This window comes from Pseudoalteromonas lipolytica (assembly GCF_001306915.1).
GTDB lineage: Bacteria > Pseudomonadota > Gammaproteobacteria > Enterobacterales > Alteromonadaceae > Pseudoalteromonas > Pseudoalteromonas simplex.
This window is the reverse complement of the sequence record NZ_LJTC01000021.1, coordinates 1-21,790: the sequence shown is the minus strand read 5'-3', so window position 1 is coordinate 21,790 and position 21,790 is coordinate 1. Positions and strand designations below refer to the sequence as shown.

21 protein-coding genes and 7 tRNA genes are annotated in these 21,790 nt (G+C 41.2%); 18 read left to right on the top strand and 10 right to left on the bottom strand.

Annotation, left to right across the window (positions count from 1 at the left end; genetic code table 11):
- Positions 1-226, top strand: a 226-nt coding sequence (locus AOG27_RS21340) for a transposase (RefSeq protein ID WP_200909121.1), incomplete at its 5' end; no start/stop codon positions are given.
- Positions 227-338: 112 nt separating this feature from the next.
- Here the strand turns inward: AOG27_RS21340 and AOG27_RS20680 are convergent.
- From AOG27_RS20680 to uvrD, 4 genes are all read right to left on the bottom strand, one after another.
- A complete protein-coding gene (locus AOG27_RS20680) occupies positions 339-1,187 on the bottom strand; it encodes a CZB domain-containing protein (RefSeq protein ID WP_054554881.1) in 849 nt (282 codons plus the stop codon).
- A 72-nt stretch (positions 1,188-1,259) separates the two neighbouring features.
- Positions 1,260-2,381 carry an ABC transporter substrate-binding protein gene (locus AOG27_RS20675; RefSeq protein ID WP_138602663.1) on the bottom strand — a complete coding sequence of 374 codons (1,122 nt, stop codon included), beginning with the start codon at positions 2,379-2,381 and terminating at the stop codon, positions 1,260-1,262.
- The gene (locus tag AOG27_RS20670) at positions 2,344-4,413 is read right to left on the bottom strand and encodes a GNAT family N-acetyltransferase (RefSeq protein ID WP_054554880.1); all 2,070 of its coding nucleotides are present in this window, start codon (positions 4,411-4,413) and stop codon (positions 2,344-2,346) included. The genes AOG27_RS20675 and AOG27_RS20670 overlap by 38 nt, the downstream gene beginning before the upstream one ends.
- Positions 4,391-6,556 carry a DNA helicase II gene (gene uvrD / locus AOG27_RS20665; protein WP_054554879.1) on the bottom strand — a complete coding sequence of 722 codons (2,166 nt, stop codon included), beginning with the start codon at positions 6,554-6,556 and terminating at the stop codon, positions 4,391-4,393. Before uvrD ends, AOG27_RS20670 begins: the two co-directional genes overlap by 23 nt.
- Before the next feature lie 259 nt (positions 6,557-6,815).
- Between uvrD and AOG27_RS20660 the strand changes: the two genes are divergently transcribed.
- Together AOG27_RS20660 and AOG27_RS20655 are read left to right on the top strand one after the other, a co-directional pair.
- On the top strand, positions 6,816-7,040 hold the full coding sequence (locus AOG27_RS20660) for a hypothetical protein (RefSeq protein WP_054554878.1): 225 nt from the start codon (positions 6,816-6,818) through the stop codon (positions 7,038-7,040).
- 122 nt (positions 7,041-7,162) lie between these two features.
- Positions 7,163-7,531 carry a YacL family protein gene (locus AOG27_RS20655; RefSeq protein ID WP_054554877.1) on the top strand — a complete coding sequence of 123 codons (369 nt, stop codon included), beginning with the start codon at positions 7,163-7,165 and terminating at the stop codon, positions 7,529-7,531.
- A 32-nt stretch (positions 7,532-7,563) separates the two neighbouring features.
- Here the strand turns inward: AOG27_RS20655 and AOG27_RS20650 are convergent, their stop codons facing one another.
- Positions 7,564-8,193, bottom strand: a complete 630-nt coding sequence (locus tag AOG27_RS20650; protein WP_054554876.1) for a peroxiredoxin-like family protein — start codon at positions 8,191-8,193, stop codon at positions 7,564-7,566.
- A gap of 120 nt (positions 8,194-8,313) precedes the next feature.
- Between AOG27_RS20650 and AOG27_RS20645 the strand changes: the two genes are divergently transcribed.
- On the top strand, positions 8,314-8,934 hold the full coding sequence (locus AOG27_RS20645; RefSeq protein WP_054554875.1) for a dUTP diphosphatase: 621 nt from the start codon (positions 8,314-8,316) through the stop codon (positions 8,932-8,934).
- Here the strand turns inward: AOG27_RS20645 and yrfG are convergent, their stop codons facing one another.
- Positions 8,935-9,591, bottom strand: coding sequence for a GMP/IMP nucleotidase (gene yrfG, locus AOG27_RS20640; RefSeq protein WP_054554874.1), 657 nt, complete (start codon positions 9,589-9,591; stop codon positions 8,935-8,937).
- Between the two features lie 61 nt (positions 9,592-9,652).
- Here yrfG and nudE point away from each other — a divergent pair, with 61 nt between their 5' ends.
- From nudE to AOG27_RS20615, 5 genes are all read left to right on the top strand, one after another.
- Complete coding sequence (gene nudE / locus AOG27_RS20635; RefSeq protein WP_171037179.1) at positions 9,653-10,225, top strand: ADP compounds hydrolase NudE; 573 nt, start codon at positions 9,653-9,655, stop codon at positions 10,223-10,225.
- Positions 10,218-11,015, top strand: a complete 798-nt coding sequence (gene cysQ / locus AOG27_RS20630) for a 3'(2'),5'-bisphosphate nucleotidase CysQ (RefSeq protein ID WP_054554872.1) — start codon at positions 10,218-10,220, stop codon at positions 11,013-11,015. The genes nudE and cysQ overlap by 8 nt, the downstream gene beginning before the upstream one ends.
- A 138-nt stretch (positions 11,016-11,153) precedes the next feature.
- Positions 11,154-11,230 (top strand) — tRNA-Met (locus AOG27_RS20625).
- Positions 11,231-11,274: 44 nt separating this feature from the next.
- Positions 11,275-11,351: transfer RNA gene (locus AOG27_RS20620), tRNA-Met, on the top strand.
- A gap of 63 nt (positions 11,352-11,414) precedes the next feature.
- Positions 11,415-11,491, top strand: a tRNA-Met gene (locus tag AOG27_RS20615).
- A gap of 388 nt (positions 11,492-11,879) precedes the next feature.
- Here the strand turns inward: AOG27_RS20615 and AOG27_RS20610 are convergent.
- From AOG27_RS20610 to AOG27_RS20600, 3 genes are all read right to left on the bottom strand, one after another.
- A complete protein-coding gene (locus AOG27_RS20610; RefSeq protein WP_054554871.1) occupies positions 11,880-14,036 on the bottom strand; it encodes an ATP-binding protein in 2,157 nt (718 codons plus the stop codon).
- A gap of 113 nt (positions 14,037-14,149) precedes the next feature.
- Entirely contained in the window at positions 14,150-14,806 is a 657-nt protein-coding gene (locus AOG27_RS20605) for a helix-turn-helix transcriptional regulator (RefSeq protein ID WP_054554870.1), read from the bottom strand.
- 230 nt (positions 14,807-15,036) lie between these two features.
- A complete protein-coding gene (locus tag AOG27_RS20600) occupies positions 15,037-15,408 on the bottom strand; it encodes a histidine triad nucleotide-binding protein (protein WP_054554869.1) in 372 nt (123 codons plus the stop codon).
- 105 nt (positions 15,409-15,513) lie between these two features.
- Here AOG27_RS20600 and AOG27_RS20595 point away from each other — a divergent pair, with 105 nt between their 5' ends.
- On the top strand, positions 15,514-16,143 hold the full coding sequence (locus tag AOG27_RS20595) for a DUF2057 domain-containing protein (RefSeq protein WP_054554868.1): 630 nt from the start codon (positions 15,514-15,516) through the stop codon (positions 16,141-16,143).
- A 52-nt stretch (positions 16,144-16,195) separates the two neighbouring features.
- On the opposite strand, the gene AOG27_RS20590 is transcribed toward AOG27_RS20595, so the two are convergent.
- Entirely contained in the window at positions 16,196-18,040 is a 1,845-nt protein-coding gene (locus AOG27_RS20590) for a M1 family metallopeptidase (protein ID WP_054554867.1), read from the bottom strand.
- Between the two features lie 145 nt (positions 18,041-18,185).
- Between AOG27_RS20590 and murB the strand changes: the two genes are divergently transcribed.
- From murB to AOG27_RS20550, 8 genes are all read left to right on the top strand, one after another.
- Complete coding sequence (gene murB / locus AOG27_RS20585) at positions 18,186-19,196, top strand: UDP-N-acetylmuramate dehydrogenase (RefSeq protein WP_054554866.1); 1,011 nt, start codon at positions 18,186-18,188, stop codon at positions 19,194-19,196.
- The gene (gene birA / locus AOG27_RS20580; RefSeq protein WP_054554865.1) at positions 19,193-20,185 is read left to right on the top strand and encodes a bifunctional biotin--[acetyl-CoA-carboxylase] ligase/biotin operon repressor BirA; all 993 of its coding nucleotides are present in this window, start codon (positions 19,193-19,195) and stop codon (positions 20,183-20,185) included. The genes murB and birA overlap by 4 nt, the downstream gene beginning before the upstream one ends.
- The gene (locus tag AOG27_RS20575; RefSeq protein ID WP_054554864.1) at positions 20,182-20,880 is read left to right on the top strand and encodes a type III pantothenate kinase; all 699 of its coding nucleotides are present in this window, start codon (positions 20,182-20,184) and stop codon (positions 20,878-20,880) included. Before birA ends, AOG27_RS20575 begins: the two co-directional genes overlap by 4 nt.
- Positions 20,881-20,997: 117 nt before the next feature.
- Positions 20,998-21,073, top strand: a tRNA-Thr gene (locus AOG27_RS20570).
- 40 nt (positions 21,074-21,113) lie between these two features.
- Positions 21,114-21,198 (top strand) — tRNA-Tyr (locus tag AOG27_RS20565).
- 44 nt (positions 21,199-21,242) lie between these two features.
- Positions 21,243-21,317: transfer RNA gene (locus AOG27_RS20560), tRNA-Gly, on the top strand.
- 13 nt (positions 21,318-21,330) lie between these two features.
- Positions 21,331-21,406, top strand: a tRNA-Thr gene (locus AOG27_RS20555).
- Positions 21,407-21,542: 136 nt separating this feature from the next.
- On the top strand, positions 21,543-21,790 hold a 248-nt coding region (locus AOG27_RS20550; RefSeq protein ID WP_235523726.1), incomplete at its 3' end, for a GTP-binding protein.

Below are 21,790 nucleotides of genomic sequence, written 5' to 3'. Positions count from 1 at the left end.
TGCAGAATTTAAAAACCTAACCCTGATAAAGCTCCCACCTTATTCACCAGAGCTAAATCCAATAGAGCAAGTATGGAGTTGGATACGACAACATTGTTTATCAAATAGAGTGTTTTCAGGCTATGACGAAATTGTCGATGAAGTTTCAAAGGCGTGGAATCACTTTATTTCAATCCCGGATCGAGTGAAGAAAATGTGCAATCGGGAATGGATTAAATTGATTTAATCTTTATGCGGAATGGTATTATGTTGGGTTTCACTCCGCTCTACCCAACCTACACCAGGCCTTTCAACTTTCCCCTCGCTAACTTTACTCTTTCTAACTCGCTAACTAGCGACTAAAAAAGCCCATACTCTTCGGTTTCTTCTGCTTCGTGGCGCATTAGGTGTTCTGTCCGGAAGATGGCGCTTGGGTCTAATAGTAAGCTGTGTTTATGCTTCATTTTAATTAGCCCGCGCATCATGTTTTTAGTTTGTGGGTCAACATCAAAACCAACAGAGGTAAGCTGCTCTAAAGGTTTGATATCTTCTTTCTTAACATTAATATTGTCTTCGACTTTATCGACCAGAAGCCCTATATGAGGTGTTACACCGTCTTTAGTTGTAAAAATGATGATTGGCTTGTAATCAAGGCTTATCTGCTCTCGGGCCGATTCAAACAACCGGTTTAGCTGATTAAGAGTTTGTCGTTTTTTTTCTTCAAATAAAATAATTACAGAATCTTTTGACTGTGTTTTCCGTACTTCTAGAAGTTCGCTAGCCATAACATGTAGTGCATGGTAGGGCTTTTCAAGTTTGGCAACAATGCTCTTAAGATCTTCATTATCAGTCTCGAAATCTTTGTACCAGCGACTAAATGAGGACTTACTTGGATCTAGCGAATTTGTGAAGGATGTTCCAGTAGATAGGTTGTTTTCTAATACATTAAGCCATTCTAAGTGCTCTTTTTCTCTTTCAACTAATAATTCTGAAAGCGCGGCATTTACTTCGTATGTTGACCTGTTATTTAAAACTACCCCCAAATCAAATATGGGGGTCGGCGTGTCCATATAATCTTTGACCCCGATAAAGCTCTTATTTTCATTGGGCAATGACGTTAAATTACCCTCATAACGTTCAGTTAGAAGAATATCAAGAATTTTTAATGAAATGGTCTTGTGCCCAACTCGGAAATTAATCAGATCCATATTTCCCTCAAAGCCTTGTTAAGTCTTTATAGCATAGAACATTATTATGTTTTTAGTGATGGATTTACAAAATTACTTTTTGAAATAGGAGCGGTAGATTTTTTTATTATTTCCAGCACTATGACTATTAAATAAATCAGCGAATTCAGATGTGTCAGTGAAGAGGTGAGTTAGCTCGGTCAGCAGACATTGATTGTTTAGAGGCGTTGGGCATTTTTGGGCAGCGCTAACCAATGCTACGGCATTCAAATAACCTTCAAATATAATTCTATTCGCACTCGTGTGATAAGGCTCGATATCTTCAATAAACTGCTTACACCAAGGGTTTTTACAGTTATTAGGGTCGGGTACCACTTCAGTGACCATAATGTTGGCGGGCTGTTTCACTCGCTGATATAAATCATGGCTCGAAACGAAAGACACCGAAGTATAGTCTGGGTTGAAGTTTTGTTTGTTTGCTGCATTAATGAATTCAGCGAGAGGCTCGTAAGTGCCGACTAAACAAATTGCGGTTGCTTTACTTTCTTTTAGAAGCGCTAAAGCTTTTGAAATATCATCACTATTGCGCTTAAACCGAGCGACTTCTACAGGTTTAATACCATGTATTTTTAATGCATTAACAAGGTTGTTTTCTACCATATAGCCAAACTCATCGGCTTGGATCATCAAGCCAATTTTTTCATGCTTACGCTCTTTCACGAAATAATTAATTTGCTCTATGGCTTCATCTTGGTAGCTCGCACGAAGATTAAATACATTTGGCATTGAGCTATTATGTAAAAAATCAGCGCCTGTAAATGGCATTAGAAATGGAATGCGGTGCCTATCCAGAATAGGTTTAATTGCATGGGCTGTTGGTGTGCCCATAGAGCCAAAAATTGCATGGATCTTTTGATCAAATAAAAACTCGCGAGTATTCACTACGGTATTTTTTGGCTCATAACCATCATCAGCTAAAATCAGATCGATACTTTGCCCATTAATACCGTTTTCTTTGTTGATTTTATTAAAGTAAATATTACTGCCAAGCGCCAGTTGTTCGCCTATTTGCTTTGCGGGTCCAGTGAGCGCAGTGGACATGCCGAGTTTAATGGTAGGCTGTGCGTGTTCAGCTAAAGCTATCTGAGGTAGTAGCAAGGTACAAATACATAAACACTTAATGGCTGTGATTTTGAAGTGATTTATAGTGAGCATACCAACCTTGCACTGCGGTTTTGAACTGTGACTCTAAGTCTTTTTTACCTGTAAAACCGGCTTCTTCGATTAAGCTATTTACAGAGGCTTGCTGTAATACTAGTCGAATAAGGATGAACTTTGTATGTTCATCTAATAAATTTAGACTAATTGGTGTGCTCCAAAGTATTTGCCATAGCAATGGCTGTACTTGGAAGAGGTTAATATCACCAGTTAACAGCCGCTCAGCTCTTGCATCTAAGGCAGAAGATAGCTCACTTTTTGGTAAGCCTTTGAATAGCTCTGCAATAATCTGCCAAGGAAGTGAGCTAAAGTGATCAAGGAGTTGCAAAGAGAGATCTTGCTTAAACTCTTCTATTAACAGTGTTGCGCTATCTGTCGTTTGCTTATCTAATGCTTTAACCACTAAGGCAGCATGTTCTGCCGTTGCTTTGTCATGACTAAATCCAAGCTTAACAACGTTGAAGCCATTACTTTGCCAAAACTTAACTAACGCTGCATTGGCTCCAAAGCTGGCACCAAAATAACTACAATTGCTTAATTGGCTTTCGCAGTGGTTTAACAGGGCTGAGCCTATACCTTGCTGATGACATTCAGGTGCAACAGCTATTCTCACGACTCTCGCTGAGTGTTTACACAAATCTTCTATTTTTCGGCTTAATTGAGTCAGAGTTTGCGCCATTAAATGACCATGTGGCCGACGCTTTCCTTTTATAACTTGCTCTGCAATCTCAGGCGTTAAGCCACCCTCAATAGCAATTAAGCAAACGGCTTTTAATGCATTTTCTTGTTTGCAGATAAAAAGCTGTAGCTCTGGGGCATCAAGCAATTGGCGTAAGTCGTTTACCGTGGTTTGATAATGAGCCAACGCCAATAGCGCCATAATTTGGCTAAGCAACTGCTCATCATCAATGAGTTGCTCTTTGCTTATGCTTTCGAATTGATATGACTCTTTACTCTGCGTTTCTAGGTATTTTGCATCAAGTAATAGTAGTTCACGTAGGCTATGTTCGAGGGGGTCATACTTGGCGAAACGAACAGGTTCATCCAAAGTAATTGCCTTTAGCGATTTAAATTGGCTACGTAAGTAATGTAAAAAACGTAACGTGTAACCACGCCCATTCCCTTCATAACCAACCATAGTGCTGGCAAATACGATCCGTGGATAACTTTTTAGGATCTGCAATAGCATAGGAACCGGAATCGCTGCTGCTTCGTCGACAAATAACAGATCGCAATCAGGTTTTTCATGTAGCAGTGTATCTGGCGCAATATAGCTAAGGTTAGCTAGTTGCTTACAGTTTTGCTCTTTGCTAACACCAAGCTCAGCGGCTAAATGCTTAAAGCTTGTTTGTACGGCTTTGGCTTGGGTGGCGCAAATTAGGATTCTTTTATCTTGAAGATTTGCTGCTGCAAGCCCTAAAGCGGCTGACTTACCACGACCTCGGTCTGCACTGATCACAAAAGGACGATTAGCGCGCCCTGTTGCGGTTTTAATAATTTGCTCAACACATGCTTGTTGTTGCTGATAATTTATCTTAGCAGTTGCTGGCGAAATAGATTGGTAAGCAGGAGGCGAGTGCTTAGTAAAATAATGTGGCTGCAATTTTAGCTTGGCGAAAAAGCGCTGATTAAAAAAGCTGTGTTTAATTTCTTCGCCATAAGAGGTAATACTTGTGAGTGCTGGGTCTTGCCAGTTATTATCATCGGGCAGCAATAATATCAGTACACCGCCTGCTTTTACGGTACCGGCAAGCGCGGCGAGTTTATCGGCATATAAACCGCTAAAACCATCAAAAATTGCGTGATGAAACTCTTGACCAAGAATCTGGTGAGCATGTTTTGGGAACTCACTATTTGCTAATAGTGAGCTGCTACTGAAAACATAGGTATTTTTAAGCGCTAATTGGTTTGCAAACTGATAGCACCAAGTTTCGCTGCCTTGCACAATGACAAGCTGGCGATGCTTTGCAATCACCAGCTCATTACATAGCGCTGTTATATACTCATTATAAGGCTTGAAGTCTTGCATACTGTGTTACAAGCCATTTGCTGCCTAGGTCATCAAAGTTCACTTGAATACGTGACTGAGCGCCGCTACCTTCGTAATTGAGTACGGTTCCTGCACCGAACTTAGCGTGTAATACGCGTTGCCCTAAGTTAAAGCCGCTATCTTCAAATGCGGCATGTGTTACTGATGGACTAAAACGACCTGCCGCAGGTGGCCTTGAAACCTGTGTTTTAATGCGAATTTCTTCGATACAGTCTTCAGGCATTTCGCGTAAAAAGCGTGATGGGCTGTGGTATTTTTCTTGTCCGTATAAACGGCGACTTTCTGCGTGGCTAATATATAGTTTTTCCATCGCGCGAGTCATGCCAACATAACATAAGCGACGTTCTTCTTCTAAACGACCAGACTCTTCATTACTTTGTTGTGATGGGAACATGCCCTCTTCAACACCCACCATGAATACCAGCGGGAATTCTAGGCCTTTTGCTGAGTGCAATGTCATCATTTGCACCGCGTCTTCGTGCTCGTCAGCTTGACCTTCGCCAGATTCTAGAGAGGTATATGCCAAAAAGCCTTGCAGTGGTGAGCTGAACTCTTCATCTTCAGGGAGTTCGTATTGACCACAAGCACTAATAAGCTCTTCTAAGTTTTCTACGCGGGCACGGCCTTTTTCACCTTTTTCAGCTTGATACATTGCCATTAACCCCGAGCTTTGAATGGCGTATTTCGCTTGCTCTTCTAAGGTGAGATCGCTGATTTTATCTTCGATATGCTCAACAAGTTCTAAGAATTTTGTCACGGCACTTGCTGCACGGCCAGATAAGTGCTGCTGCTCGATAATAGCTTTAGCGGCATACCAAAGTGGCAATGACTCATTGCGCGCGCAATCACGAATGTGGCTTAGTGTTTTATCACCAATGCCGCGAGCAGGGGTGTTAATAACGCGCTCGAAAGCGGCATCATCTTGACGGTTACCAACTAAACGTAAATACGAAAGTGCATCTTTGATCTCTTGGCGCTCGAAGAAGCGCATACCGCCGTAAATACGGTATTTTAAACCTTCTTGTAGCATCGCTTCCTCGAGCACACGAGATTGCGCATTGTTACGGTATAAAATCGCGGCATCTTGTAATGCATTACCTGCATTTAGCCAACTACGTAGTTTGCTGCTAACAAAGCGCGCTTCGTCTAATTCATTAAACGCAGCGTAAACTGAAATCGGCTCACCATCATTGCCGTCTGTCCACAGGCTTTTGCCCATGCGTTCAGCATTGTTTTTGATCAGCGCGTTTGAAGCTTTCAAAATTGTTGCCGTTGAACGGTAATTTTGTTCAAGGCGAATGGTTTCGGCCTCGAAGTCAGTTAAAAAGCGTTTGATATTCTCAATTTTTGCGCCACGCCAGCCATAGATACTTTGGTCATCATCACCTACGATCATAATACTGTTGGTGTTACCTGCGAGTAATTTTAACCAAGCGTACTGAATCGTATTGGTATCCTGGAACTCGTCTACCAGCATATGGGCAAAACGCTGTTGATAGTGACGTAAAAGTGTTGGGTGGTTCTTAAGTACTTCGTAGCAGCGCAGCAGTATTTCTGCAAAGTCGACTAAACCTGCGCGGTCACAAGCCTCTTGATATGCAGCATAGACTTTCAGCATCATTTGCTCATTAATATCGTAGGCTTGAATGTCTTTAGGGCGCAGACCTTCATCTTTTTTCGCGCTGATATACCAACCAAATTGTTTTGCAGGCCACTTTTTATCATCGATGTTCATCGCTTTAAGTAAGCGTTTGATCATACGTTGTTGATCGTCAGAATCTAAAATTTGAAAGCTTTCAGGCAAGTTCGCTTCACGGTGATGGGCGCGCAGAATACGATGAGATAAGCCGTGGAAAGTACCAATCCACATACCGCCAACAGGTGCTTTTAAGGTTTCTTCTACACGAGTGCGCATTTCTTTTGCGGCTTTATTTGTGAAGGTTACCGCAAAGATGCTGTATGCAGAAGCTTGCTCAACTTGCATGAGCCATGCGATGCGATGAACAAGTACTCGAGTTTTACCAGAACCTGCACCTGCAAGTACTAGCATATTTTGCAATGGGGCTGCGACTGCATCCCGTTGTTTGTCATTTAAGCCATCGAGTAATTCAGAAACGTCCATCGTTACGCCTTTTCAATCTATAATGGGTGGAGTATAACAGGTGTTTATGCAAGGCTAAATAAAATACTGTTTTTATAAACAGCTATTTTGGCAAGTCATTAAAATTGAAGTATAAAAATTGTGAATTTGACCGATTTTTAGCAAAAAAAACTAAAATCAAAATAACGCTACTTTTTAACACTTTGATTTGTAAGCCATAATAAGTTGGCATAAAGTGTGTTTACTAAAAGTATAATCATTAAAAACTACAGAGGTTAGTATGGCAGAGCAAGGTTCTGGCGGTAATGTAATCGCAGCAATATGTAATATCTTTTTTCCTGGTTTAGGGCAATTGGTACAAGGCCGTTTAATGGCGGCTATTGCATTCTTTTTAGCATGGGTTATTAGTGGGGCACTAATTTACGTTGCAGTTGGCTTTATTTTACTGCCAATCGTATACCTATGGGCGATTATTGATGCTGCGCGCTTCAAATCGCGACTCTAGCTATTTTAAATAGCATAAACACGAGCGCCCCGTTGGCGCTCGTGCTGATTTAAGACTACAAAACTCGCCACGTTTAGCTGCAAACGGTATAATTAGCAGATAACGTATTAAGAGTACCCTCCATGGAATATCAATTTATCCGCGATCCTATTAGCGGTTTACGCATTAAAATTTCCTCTGAGCATACAGTTATTGGCCGTTGGCTAAACGAAGAAATTGGTAAAGAAAAAATCGCGATGGTACAAGCATTGATCTCCGCGGTTAAGAGCAGTCATGAGCCTTTAACCTTACAAGGTCAAGAAATTGATTTGATCTTAAGTAAAGACGAAGCGCTGTTCGAAGCACATGCGTTACATCAAGACAACGAAGACTTAGTTGCCTACCAAGATGATGATTTAATGCTTGAAGAAGAAGGCCTGTGCAGTGGCTGTGGTTTTGAAGACTTTGTTGATTTAATTGAATCTTGGCAAGAATTTACACAAGGCCGATAAGCAGAAGCATATTCTGCTTATCGATTACTAAATTATTGCTCGCTCACTGATTTAACAGCGGCTAGTAATAAATCTTCTGTTAAGCGTACTTTGTAATTTGGGTTGGCGTATTGAAAATTAACTAACCCATTAGTGTCTATCACAAACACTGCAGGTACGGGTAACGCTACTTTCACTTCGCCCTCTAACGAGACAAAGTTAACCCCAAGTTTGTTGCGGTAAATCTTTGCTGTTTTGTCATCTAAGTAAAACGCTAAACCTAACTTTTGTGCCAACAAAAGGCTGTCGTCAGACAATAATTGATAGTTTGGTGAAGTAATTTTTGATTCAGCGAGCTTTTCAGGACTATCTGGCGAAACGGCAATTATCTGTGCTCCTAAATCCGCTAGCTCTTTCTCAATTTTTTGGACATTGGCCAATTGCTTTGAACAATATGGGCACCAGCCACCACGATAAACAATGAGCACAGTCGTTTTTTCTTTAAAACGCTCAGCGAGTGAGACGGTTTTACCGTATTGATCTTTTAACTCAATATTTGGCACTGCTAAGCCGGGTAATAATGGGCTAACTTGCTCTGCTGATTCGGCAATATTGGTTGCAGTCGCAGCAATAACTTGGCTTGATAGTACAAATAGTGCACTAATGAGTAGAGATTTAAACATAGGCTTCCTCGGTTATTTTTATCAACTGCAAAGCAGACCTGATCATATGTGTTTTTATTTCATCAATGACAAAATTATCTGTAGTATATACATAATTGAAAATGCAAGTTGGGATAAAGAATGTCTGCTAATTTACAAAAACTCGTTGTTATGCTCGAGATGCAAAATGCGATGAATACTAAAGTTCATGAGCAATGGTTTAGCCAAGGTTTTGAATGGTATCGTGCAATTTGGGTTGAGTGTGCTGAAATGCTGGATCACTACGGTTGGAAGTGGTGGAAGAAACAAACCCCAGATACAGAACAAGTTATTTTAGAGTTAGTTGATATTTTCCATTTTGGTTTATCTTTACGTATTGATGGTGAAACCAGCTATGAGCAGTTAGCTGCACAACTTGAAGCTGAGTTAAATGCACCAATTCAAGCCGATGATTTTAAACAAACACTCGAAGTGTTAGCTGGGTCAGCAGTCGCTGAAAAGAGTTTTAATGCAGCCGCATTTGCAGGTTGTATGGCGCAAATTGGTATGGATATCGATGATTTATACCGTGGCTACGTTGGTAAAAATACCTTGAACTTCTTCCGCCAAGATCATGGCTACAAAGATGGTAGTTATATCAAAGTGTGGAACGGCCAAGAAGATAACGAGCACTTAGTTGAAGTGGTAAAAAGCCTAGATACAGAGCATGCAGATTTTGCAAAACTAGTATATCAAGGCTTAGAGCAGCGTTACCCGAAGTAATTATTTAACGGGTATAAACTCGCGAAAATCGATGGTCGATAAAAAGCCATCGAACTGTTTATGCGGTTGCTGACTATCAGGGTTGGCAACCGCAAGTATATGACCAATACCAAACTCTTTTGCCGCATCTAGCACGGCGGGGCTGTCATCCACAAATAAAGTCCGTTCCTTATCAAACTGCCATTCTTGGTGGACTTGTTGCCATAATGGTTGATGCTCTTTACTCACGCCATATTGGTGAGTTGAGATCACCCCATCTAAGTAATTATCGATAGCAGTATGTTCAAACTTTAACATGGCACAATCTGGGTGCGCGTTAGTAAGCATGATCAATTGCTTGCCTGCTTTTCTAAGCTCAGTTAAGAACGGCGGAACATCTTCACGAATTCTGATTAAATGTTGAATGTCACGTTTCAGTGCCATAATTGGTAAATCAAGTTGCTGCTGCCAATAATCTAAACAGTACCAATTAATTTGTCCGTGAACTTGTTGATAACGATGTAAAATGTCAGCTTTTGCTGCGTCTAAACTGATTTTATGTTTACGCGCATATTGCTCGGGAATAACGGTTAGCCAAAAGTAATTATCAAAATGCAAATCGAGTAGGGTGCCATCCATATCTAACAACACAGTATCGATTTTTGACCAATTTAACATAGGCAATTCACTTTAAAAGATTTATGATGAGCATAACTGCCATGATAGCAAATTAATGCCAATGACACAGAAAAAGCATCCTACACCACCGCAAATTTTGTCTAATGAAGTTGTCGCTAAAAGTCGACTATTTACTGTTGAGTCTCTCGAATTGAAGTTTTCAAATGATGAACAAAGGCAATACGAAAGAATTCGTGGCGGTGGCAGAGGTGCAGTGATGATAGTGCCAGTAACGGCCGATAACGAACTGTTATTAGTGCGAGAGTATTGTGCAGGCACCAATGATTATCAGTTGGGTTTTCCAAAGGGCTTAATTGATCCAGGTGAAACACCACAGCAAGCTGCAGACCGGGAGCTTAAAGAAGAAGTTGGTTTTGGTGCTAAGCATTTCGCTGAACTAAAAAAAGTCAGCATGGCGCCAAGTTACTTTAATGCCACGATGCATATTTTGTATGCTGAAGATCTCTATCCTGAAACCTTACCTGGTGATGAGCCAGAACCGCTTGTCGTTGTAAAATGGCCAATAACTGATTGGCAATCATTATTGCAACAAGAAGACTTTACTGAAGCACGAAGTGTCGCAGCTTTGCTATTATTAACAAAGTACTTAGAGTCGGGAGCGGGCAATGAATGATTTTTTAGAACCGTGTATTCGGTTAGCTGAGCAAGCAGGCGATGCCATTATGGCCATTTATCAGCAGGATGATATTGGTGCTGAGCAAAAGTCAGATCATACTCCGGTCACCAAGGCTGACTTAGCATCAAATGATGTATTAATGGCGGGTTTGAAGAGCATAGCCCCCGATATTCCAATTATGTCAGAAGAAACCCCGATCCCAGCGCTGGCAGATAGAAAAGATTGGCACCGTTATTGGTTGCTTGATCCTATGGATGGTACCGGGGAGTTTATACTTGAAAGCGGTGATTTTGCAGTCAATATCGCTTTAGTTGAAAATAATCGCCCAGTGCTGGGTGTTATTCATTGGCCAGCGAAACAAGTGACTTATTTTGCAAGTTATCAAAATGGCGCATTTAAACGTGAAAATGGCCAAGATCAACAAATTTCAGTAGCAACACCCGATAATTTAACCTTAGCAGTAAGCCGCAGACAAAAAATTGAAGCGGTCAGTCAGTATTTAAACACTCAGTTTGCGACAGTAGCATTAGGCTCATGCTCATTAAAAGCCTGTATTATTGCAGAGGGTAAAGCTGATTGCTTTTTACGTATCGGACCAACTGGTGAGTGGGATACTGGTGCGTCACAAGTGATTGTCGAAGAGGCCGGTGGCTGCATTACCGATGCTGAATTCAATCCGTTAACTTACAATCAACGAGAAAGCACAGAAAACCCTGATTTTATCGTGATGGGTCACCCCGATTGGGAGTGGCAAAAAATGATTAGTCCTCATCAGCGTGCATTTTAACTTTGTTTTGTGTGCTTTTTGTTCGCTTGAGTTAAATTTGTCACTATAACCCTTGATTTCTAATCTTATTGCTATATGATAGCGCTCTCTCTGAAACAGGGCGTCGTTAACATGCTCATGTTACTTAGAGATTACAGGCGCGGGATGGAGCAGCCTGGTAGCTCGTCGGGCTCATAACCCGAAGGTCGTCGGTTCAAATCCGGCTCCCGCAACCAACTTCTTAAATTAAGTGAGAAGTAAAATAAACTTAATATTCAGGCGCGGGATGGAGCAGCCTGGTAGCTCGTCGGGCTCATAACCCGAAGGTCGTCGGTTCAAATCCGGCTCCCGCAACCAATTTTTTGAATTGGAAGCCAAGTTGTTATGTAAAGCAACTTTAAATAAATCTACAATTTCAGGCGCGGGATGGAGCAGCCTGGTAGCTCGTCGGGCTCATAACCCGAAGGTCGTCGGTTCAAATCCGGCTCCCGCAACCAACTGAAATTACATAATAGGCACGCGAAAGCGTGTTTTTTTATGTCTGGAATTCAGGCTCATAACCCGAAGGTCGTCGGTTCGCTCTCAAAATTCACAGCTCCCGCAACCAACTGAAATTGAAGATTAAAATTAAATGTGTTTGATAAGTAGGCACGCGAAAGCGTGTTTTTTTATGCCTGAAAAAGTAAGTCTTAAGTAATCATATCACAATCAGTTTGAAGCCGAATCGTGTTATTTGTAGGCTTTAGCCAAGGCGCTACTTTAGCGCCGAAAAACATTTCACGGCTAAAGTCGTTCCATGTTTTGATGTAGGCGTGAAATTTATTTCGCGCGTTATCTTTTGAATATTGCGCGATATAAAATCGCGCCTACAATGCTCGCTTACCGCTATGATAACTCACGCCTAGCATGCTTAAGGTAAGCTTGTAGACTTTCTTGCCAAAGTATTAGGGCTTCGGTTAATAGTTCTTTTAAGGGCTTGTTATCAAGTAACTTACGTTCGATGCGCTTCAGCTCTGTACCGTATCGATTAAATCCTAGCTGCAATGCTGTGCTTGCTTGACGGTGAATCAGTTTGATGCACTGCTCTTTATCATCATCTACAAGTTGTTGACAACGAATGAGTTTATTTCTAGCAGATAAAACAAACTCATTGTAAATCGATGATACCTCATCCTCGCTGAATGAGCTTATCAATGTAGCAGCTGCCGTTTCATCGTAAAGTGTATCTCGTAATTCCACCGCGATACTCGCAGATTGGTTTGTTTGTGAATCGCTCAGAGCTTGACGTAATTTCTGCTGCTTTATTGGTTTGCCTACAATATCTTTTATACCTAGTGATAAATACTCTTTTATTTCATCTGGACTGAGGCTAGCGGTAAATGCTAATACTGGCGTGCGTTGATTTAAATGGTCGATATTTTTTAGCTTTTTTAAGACTTCTTGCCCTGTTAAATCAGGCAAATTCATATCGAGTAATACCACATCAAAGTGATGTTTCTGCATCAGTTCAATCGCGCTATTGCCATCTTTTGCAAGTTTTATCTTATGCTCATCATCAGCCATAAATTCGATGGCAATTTTCTGATTTAAATCGAGATCTTCAACTAATAACACGTCTAGGCCAGTAACATAATCCTTTGATTGGTGACGCTGTTCAACTAGGCTAAGCTCACCAATAGCAAGTGAAATATCAAAGCTGAAAGTACTGCCTTTTTTAAGCTCACTTTCTATGTTGAGTTTACTGCCTAACTTTTCGAGTAGCCGGCTGGTAATTGCTAAGCCAAGGCCTGTGCCTCCTTTCTCTTTACCTGCACTACTTTGCACGTATGGTTCAGTGAGGTAGGCTATTTCTTCATCTTCAATACCAGGGCCAGAGTCAATCACACTTACTCTAACTAGGTGGTCTAGTTGGCCTTCATTAAGAAGCTTCACATGAATCTTTACGGCTCCTTGGTCAGTAAACTTAATTGCGTTACCTACTAAGTTTATAATAACTTGCCTGAGTTTTTGTTGGTCGCAGTAATAACATGCCTGTTCTGGCAAATCATATATCAACTCAAACTTTAAGTGTTTTTGTTCTGCTAGGGGGCTGAGAAGTAGGCAAAGATTATTTAGCCAAGTTTTAAACTCAACATCCTCTTCATAAAGTGCTTCATCTCGTTGATCTAAGCTGGCGTAGTCGAGAACTTTATCTACTAATAAATTTAATGATTCAGCGGAGTTAATAATTGCTTCGCAATAAGGTTTATCACGGGGGTCACTCGATTGGTTCATGATCAACTGTGCACTACCTAAAATACCGTTTAACGGTGTGCGAATTTCATGACTAATAGTTGATAAGAACAAACCTCTTATTTCTAAATCTTTATGGGCTTTTTCGGTGAGTTGATTAAGGTTTTGCTCACGCCTTTCATTACATAGTAGTGCCATGCCTGTAGCATAGAACATTGGAGCTATTACGCCATTAATAAATAAAGTGAAACTAAACCAGTCTGCAGATAATAGGTTGGCGGTTGTAATATCTCCCATCATTAAAGTACGGCCAGTAAACACCGCTAGGATAATGCTGAGAATTAAAATATAAACAATACTGCCATTAGGGTAACTTTTACGGCCATTACGAATAAACAAAGCCAGTAAAAACAATGATTCAACAATATGTTGAAGGTCAGAAACCAATATTCGGCTGCGTAACTCTGCGCTGTCAGTAGCAAGGTAAATCATAGTGATAGCTAAAGCGACTGTGATCGAAACAAAGGTTTTAAAGCCAACGCATTTGGCATTCAAAAACTGACAAATTGCGAGTACATGGATGATTGAGGCACTAAACAGTAGAGTATTTGCAATGGCAACACTGGCAAGGTTATTAATATGGCCATGTAGTGCAAAACTCATTACTGATGCAAACATCACAAGTGGATAAAAAATATAGAGTAAGGTGCCCGGAGTCTTATTGTTGGTTCGCCAAGTAAGGTAATTAAGAAGGGTCATTACTGCCATCATGGCAGCGCTGGCGTAATATAAAGTAGCTGAGTCGAGCATTGTATTTCCAGTGTTTGGCAATCAGTTTGAGCATAAAGTCAATTACAGTGATTAGCAACCAGAAACAAAAACAGACGCAGTAGCGTCTGTTTTTAACAAGTAGGGTATTTCGTTTAACGAATTTCGTCAGGAATGTTTTGCTGAGCCCAAGATAGTAACTCAATACGATTACGACACTTAGTTTTTCTAAATGCACTGTATAAGTGAGTTTTCACTGTATGCGGACTAATACTTAAATCTTCAGCTATTTCTTTGTTTTTCGAACCTTTACTCATTAATGAAATAATAGCTTTTTCACGTTTGGTAAGCTTAACTGGTTCGATATCACCGTCTGTTAATTTATGTAGTGCGTCTTTGTTAAACTGCAACATACGGTTAAGTGCATTACACATAATATCACGACGGTACCAGAGTTGGTCTTCAAGTAACAAACGAATGCCTTTCATTAGCACATCGGCGTTATCCGTGGTGTAAAATACACCTCTTATGCCACTTAGAAGAGCGCGATTAGCTAGTTCTGGGTTTTCATCTAGATTAAATAAAACAATATCGCATTTAATTCGTAGATTAACTAATTGCTCCTTTAGTTTTCCCCACGGATCTGTACTTGACGTTTCAATGAATAGCAATCGTGTGCCTTCAGGTACTTCAGAAATATCAGTACCAGTTGTCACAGTAAGTCCTTGTGTTTTTAACAATGGTTCTAATACATTTACACCAATCGTGTTAATCGGTTCTGGATCTAATAATAAAAAGGCTGAACTACTCATATTTATTCACTCTTGAAAAAAGTTGACAATTGCATCCTATCACGCAATCCACCCCTTTCGTATTAGAAATTTCTGAGACTTGTGCAGGAAAAGTACAGTTTGTGTCTATTTTGTGTCAAAAAATACAGCTAGTTAACTAATTGCAATACATTAACTAGCTGATCTGTCACTATTATAGACAAAAACAGTATCTTTGTTCTACCTTTTACATATTTTTACATACTAAAATATTAGAGATTGGTTTTTTTCTTGTCTTGATACGGAGGCCAGCCCATTGTTTTACCTGCCAGCATATGTAGGTGTATATGGTACACAGTTTGTCCGCCATGGTCATTACAGTTCATTACGACGCGAAAACCGTCTTCACTAAAGCCAAACTGTTTGGCAAGTTTGGCAGCAACCACATATAAATGACCGACTAAAGATGCATTTTCTTCTGTAACATCATTAATCGTCGCTATTGGTGTTTTTGGGATGATCAGCACATGAAAAGGGGCTTGTGGGTTAATATCTTTAAAAGCTAAAGATAACTCGTCTTCATATACAATATCAGCAGGGATCTCTCGGTTAATAATCTTTGTAAAAATAGTCTCTTGGCTCATACTTAGCTCTCTTATAAATGTGGTTAAATGACCGCCCACTAATGACAAACTTTATTTGCAGTGTCAAACTGAAACTGCCGTAAATTGAACAACCAAGGAGTGAACATGCGTAAGTTAGTATTACTGAGTAGTGCGTTAATGCTATTAAATAGTTTAAGTAGTGTCGCTGAGACTATTCACTTTCCAGAAGAGTTTGTACCCTTACAAGTCGGAGAGCGACTTATTGAGCAGTCGTTTTTCAGTCGTGTTGACGATGTTGAACTTGCTCCTGGTACTTACCAAGTGAAGATGAAATATACCGATCTTTACGAGCAAGGTTATGATGACCACCAAGTTGTTGAGTCAGAGCCATTTTGGGTTGAGCTCACAGTAGAGAGCGGCAAAGACTATGACCTAGTGTTTAATCGTGCCAGTAATGCTGTTGCGGCAGAAGTGTTTGCTGAATCACCGCAAGTAAGCTTAAAAGCCAAGGGCAGTGAACTTGCTGTGCCACTATCGATAGTTAGCTATCGTGCAGCTAGCGCGCCTGTACAAGCAGTGGCCAGTGCCCCAGTTGCTGCTACAAGTACAAGCAATAAGCCTACGACAGCAGTCCCTGTCACATTGCCTGCAAAAGTACCCGGCGGACAAGCGGGTTTGAAAAATATGCCAAGTGCAGCTGCGATGCTTGAGTTTTGGTGGCAACAAGCAAGCCCTGAAGAGCGCCGTGCGTTCTTACAAAAAGTAAGTAACTAATAAAATAATTAAAAAAGGCGCTGATTGCAGCGCCTTTTTTGTGTTTGATGACTTACTTTGCAAATAAGTCGTCAACAGTACCTTGTGCAAGTGGGTGGTAACCCGGACGTGCTTTTAAGTACACATCATGCGCCCAGTCTTTTTTGCCGTTTTTAATAAGTGCTTTATAGAGTGGCACAATTAATTTACGACGACCGATGCCTGATAGGTGTTCATCAAGCGCTGGGTAAATTGGTTGATAACCATTACCTACCGCTAGCATAAACCATGCGAAAGCACGCTCTGCATTCGTTGACTGTGTTAGGTTGAATTGGTTATCAAGCTCAGTCATTTTTTCGATGCTTAAATCGCGAGGTAGGTTATTCAAAAAGTGTAGCCACTCGTGAACTGACCAATCCGCTGTTGGTAACTGGGCTGCACTAATTTCGCCGTTTAACCATGTTTTGGTTACAGCATCAACTTTATCGAAAGCATCAGACGTTGGGTTAGGGGCATCGCTTGGTAAACCAGGCTCAAAGATCCACTCATTAACTTTATCCATGCTCACAACGCCTGGATATTTTTCGATCAAGTTAGCTTTTAAGTAAGTAACAAATTGCGCTGTTGTAAGAGACTTAAACGCAAATTGGTCAAAGTAACCCTTTACGAATGGGTCAAACTTATCACGGCCAAATTTGTTTTCTAGATAGATTAAGAAAAGCTGACCTTTAGTGTAAGGCACTGAGCTAAATGCATCATCAGGATCGCGGCCATTAAGCTTTAAGTTAAGGCGTGTATCTGGTGCTGGCAGAGTTTTAAGTAATGCGCGTAAGCCCGCTGCATCAAGCGCTTGTTCCATAACTGCACGGTCACGACCAAACACTTCTTCCATAATGCGGTTTTCAACGTAAGACGTGAAACCTTCGTTTAGCCATAAATCTTCCCATGTCGCATTGGTTACTAAGTTACCAGACCAAGAGTGAGCAAGTTCGTGAGCAATTAGGTTTACTAAGCTTTTATCGCCAGCAACAACCGTTGGTGTAATGAATGATAAACGTGGGTTTTCCATGCCACCAAATGGGAAGCTTGGCGGTAGCATTAATAAGTCATAACGACCCCATGCGTATTCGCCATACATCGCGTTAGTTTTATCGATCATCGCTTGAGTGTCGTTAAACTCAGCAACTGATGCATCTAAAATTGTTGGCTCAGCAAAGATACCTGTTTGCTTAGACATAGCTTTAAATTCTAAATTACCTGCACCAATTGCGATTAAGTATGGCGAAATTGGTTGTGGCATATTAAATAGGTAATCGCCGTCTTTATAAAGTGCATCTTTGTTATCAGCACTCATTACCGCACGAATGTCTTTAGGAGTGTGAATACGTGCCGAGTAGGTTACACGCATTGCTGGCGTATCTTGTACTGGGATCCAACTACGAGCATGAATTGCTTGTGATTGGCTGTACATAAATGGGTGTGATTTACTGGCTGTTTGCTCTGGCGTTAACCACTGTAAACCTGAAGCTTCTGGGCGGCTGTTGTAATAAATACGTGCTTTAACCGCTTGGCTTTTAAATTTAATTGTTAATTTTGAGCCCTTTACGTCATCACGTGCAGCAAGGGTGAAGTCAGCTTTGTGCCAGCTGCCTTTTTGATCTTGATACATTACTTTGTCAATATCTAAATCGCGTGTATCAAGTACCAGTGTTTTGCTTGTTGCGTTGTGCCAATCTAGCGTGTGCTCAACAAAACCTTCTAGTTGTTTGTCATCAAAATCAACATCTAAATCTAGTAGTAGGTGAGTGGTTGTTACGTCATCTAAGTTTGCGTAAGTGTGCTGGCTGATTGCATCTGCAGTTGCTTGAGAGCAAGCACCGGCCATAGCAAGACTTAAAAGTAATGGTTTAAACTTCATAATAACCCTGGAACGGAAATGAAAAAGAGCCCGTTTTATAACATGATTAGTGCAGTGGGTTGAGTGATTTTTACAATCTAATGCGTATTTTGCGACGATAGGTTACACTAATGCGATTAGTTACCGGTAACCTTTGAGGCGTTTTGTGGCTCAGTCCCTGCAATCTTTTCATACCTTTTCTTTGCCAAGCCAATGCCAGCATTTTTATCAAATTGATGAAGTGAATCAGCTTTTAAGCACAGACTTTTCTGCGCCGTTTTGTATTTTAGGTGAAGGCAGTAATACGGTGTTTTTATCTGACTACCAAGGTTCTGTGATCCACATGAATACGAAGGGCATCGACATAGAGCAGCAAAACGATGGCTTTTTATTACACATTGCAGCCGGAGAAAACTGGCACCAATTAGTTGCTATGACTATTGCTAATGACATGCCTGGGCTTGAAAACCTTGCTTTAATACCTGGGACTGTTGGTGCTGCACCAGTGCAAAATATAGGTGCTTACGGTGTAGAACTTGAAAAGTTTGTGAGTTATGTCGAATACTTTGATATTGCCACCAAAACCATAAAGCGCTTAACTAAAGGCGAATGCCAATTTGGCTATCGTGACTCTATCTTCAAGCATGCACTGAAAAATCAAGCGGTGATCACCCAAGTAGGGTTGCTGTTACCTAAGAAATGGCAGCCAGTGCTTAGTTATGGACCATTGCAACTGCTTTCAGAACCCTCTCCACAGCAGGTATTTGAGCAAATCATCACAACCAGAAACAGCAAACTACCAAACCCCAGTGAACTTGCAAATGCAGGCAGTTTTTTCAAAAACCCAGTGATCAGGAATGAGCAACTTGCGTTACTTTTAAAAAGCTACCCAGAGCTACCTCATTACTTTGTGGATGCTGAGCATTATAAAGTTGCGGCGGGGTGGTTGATTGAGCAAGCTGGGTTAAAAGGCTTTAAGGTCGCAGGTATTGAAGTGCATCAGCAGCAAGCGTTAGTGCTAGTAAACCACGGTAATAGTACAGGTGATGACTTAATTGCCATGGTAAAGCATGTACAACAACAGATTTGGCATAAATATCAGATTGCTTTACAGCATGAAGTACGCCTGATCAATGCTGAACATGAATGCCACATTGAATTGGGAGCTTCATCATGAAAGCGCCAGATGGAAATAAGCTCGCTATTTTACAAGCTTTAAATACCGGTGGTTTTATTTCTGGTCAGCAATTGGGCGAGCAGCTCGGTATTAGCCGTGCAGCAGTGGGTAAACATATTCATTCTTTGCAGGAGATGGGGCTCGATATATTTAAGGTTACGGGTAAAGGGTATTGCCTAAATAATAGTGCAGGCTTACTGAACAAAGATAAGATCGGTCTGCATTATAATGAGTTAGGTGGCAGCACCGCTAATGTTGAAGTGCAGCCTATTATTGACTCAACCAACAGTGAGTTAATGCGCCGTTTGCAAACAGAAGTATCACTGCCATCTGGAAGCGTATTAGTTGCAGAAATGCAGCAAGCGGGAAGAGGGCGCCGTGGGCGCGTTTGGCAATCTCCGTTTGGTGCAAACTTATACTTTAGTTACTTTTGGCGTTTGGATGATGGTTTGCAAGCTGCTATGGGGGTATCTATTGCTGTTGGGCTTGCTGTTTACGATACGCTTAAAGCCTTATATCAATTGGATGTAGAGCTTAAGTGGCCAAACGATATCTACTTAAACCGTGAAAAATTAGCGGGTGTATTAGTTGAGCTTGATGGTCAGCCGCAGGGGCCTTGCCAGCTTGTAATAGGTATAGGTATCAATTTACATATGCCAGAAAGTGTTAGCCAACACATAGATCAAGCATGGACTGATTTAAGCCAGCATGTACAGGGATTAGATAAAAACAAGCTGGTGGCCTATTTGTGCTTTTATTTAGAAAAACGCTTAGCCCAGTATCAGCAATCGGGTTTAAACGATATGTATCTACAATGGAATCAATTAAATGCATTTGCTGGTGAGTGTGTTGAGCTCAATACGGGTCATCGTAGCTGGCGTGGTATTTGCGAAGGAATTGATAACCAAGGTGGCGTGCGTATTCGCCAAGACGGCGAAGTGAAAAGTTATTATGGTGGTGAAATTTCACTACGTAAGGCTGAGCTATGAAATTATTAGTGGATGTTGGCAATACCGCAATTAAAGCCGTTTTGTTTGATGGTAAGGATTACCAAACCTGTGAACTCAGCAATTTACCTTGGTCACAAATAACAGAGCTGGTCTATGCCTGCGTGGGTAGCACTGAGCTACTTAAACCGTTATTAGCACAGGCGCAGCAACACGCCGTTCCTTATTTTGAAGCACAGGTGAGTGCAAAGCTAAACACGTTAAGCTGTGCCTATCAGCAGTATCAAAATCTAGGAATTGATCGTTGGCTGGCTGTCATTGCCGCGTATGTCGAGTTCCCCGAGCAAAATTGCATTATTATCGATGCCGGCACTGCAACAACAATTGATGTACTCAATAGTGAAGGTGCACATCTAGGTGGTTGGATTTTACCAGGCCTTGATTTGATGACATCTTCACTTACCCAGAATACCCAACGCGTGTTTGATGATGGACAAACCCCATTTGCGACTGATTTAGGCCGTAATACGCCAAATGGCCTCAAGAATGGTGCGATGGTTGCTACCCTAGGTGCAATCGAGCAAGCAAAACAACATCTTAACCAACAGGGTTGTCAGTTATTATTTGCTGGTGGTTATGGCAAATTGTTAGCAGATACATATTTAGATGCTAAGTTTGACAGCTTGCTCGTATTTAAAGGACTGAATTATTGGCGTGAATTAGCTATAAAGCAGTAAAAATACGGCAATTTGCCTGAATAGTGAGCGTTTAACACATAAATTCACATTTTTTTTAATTTTATGGTTGCATCACAATAAACCTTACCTTAGAATCTCGCCCCGTACTAAAGCAGTGCCGACTTAGCTCAGTTGGTAGAGCAACTGACTTGTAATCAGTAGGTCATCCGTTCAACTCGGATAGTCGGCACCACTTTCCTTTTACCGGAAGTGACTTAGTAAAGAATTTTCGTGGAGGGGTTCCCGAGCGGCCAAAGGGATCAGACTGTAAATCTGACGGCTCAGCCTTCGCTGGTTCGAATCCAGCTCCCTCCACCACTTTATTCTTGACGGTTAGAGGTAGTTTAAGAACAGGTTCCTATGCGGGCATCGTATAATGGCTATTACCTCAGCCTTCCAAGCTGATGATGCGGGTTCGATTCCCGCTGCCCGCTCCAGACTTCTGGTGTTGCTGATATAGCTCAGTTGGTAGAGCGCACCCTTGGTAAGGGTGAGGTCGGCAGTTCAAATCTGCCTATCAGCACCAGTATCGAGAACTCATCTTAATTTCTTCCTTTATCTGTCAGAAAAAACTATTTGAAATTTGAAAAAATTAAATTAATCTACCCTCGGTGGATTATTTTCATATGTAATCTAGATACACAAAACTGATAGGTTCCGTCATGGCAAAAGAAAAGTTTGAACGCGTAAAACCGCACGTAAACGTTGGTACAATCGGCCACGTTGACCACGGTAAAACAACTCTAACAGCAGCAATCACTAACGTACTTGCAAAAGTATACGGTGGTGTAGCTAAAGACTTCGCATCAATCGATAACGCTCCAGAAGAGCGTGAGCGTGGTATCACAATCTCAACTTCACACGTTGAGTACGATACTCCAACTCGTCACTACGCACACGTAGACTGTCC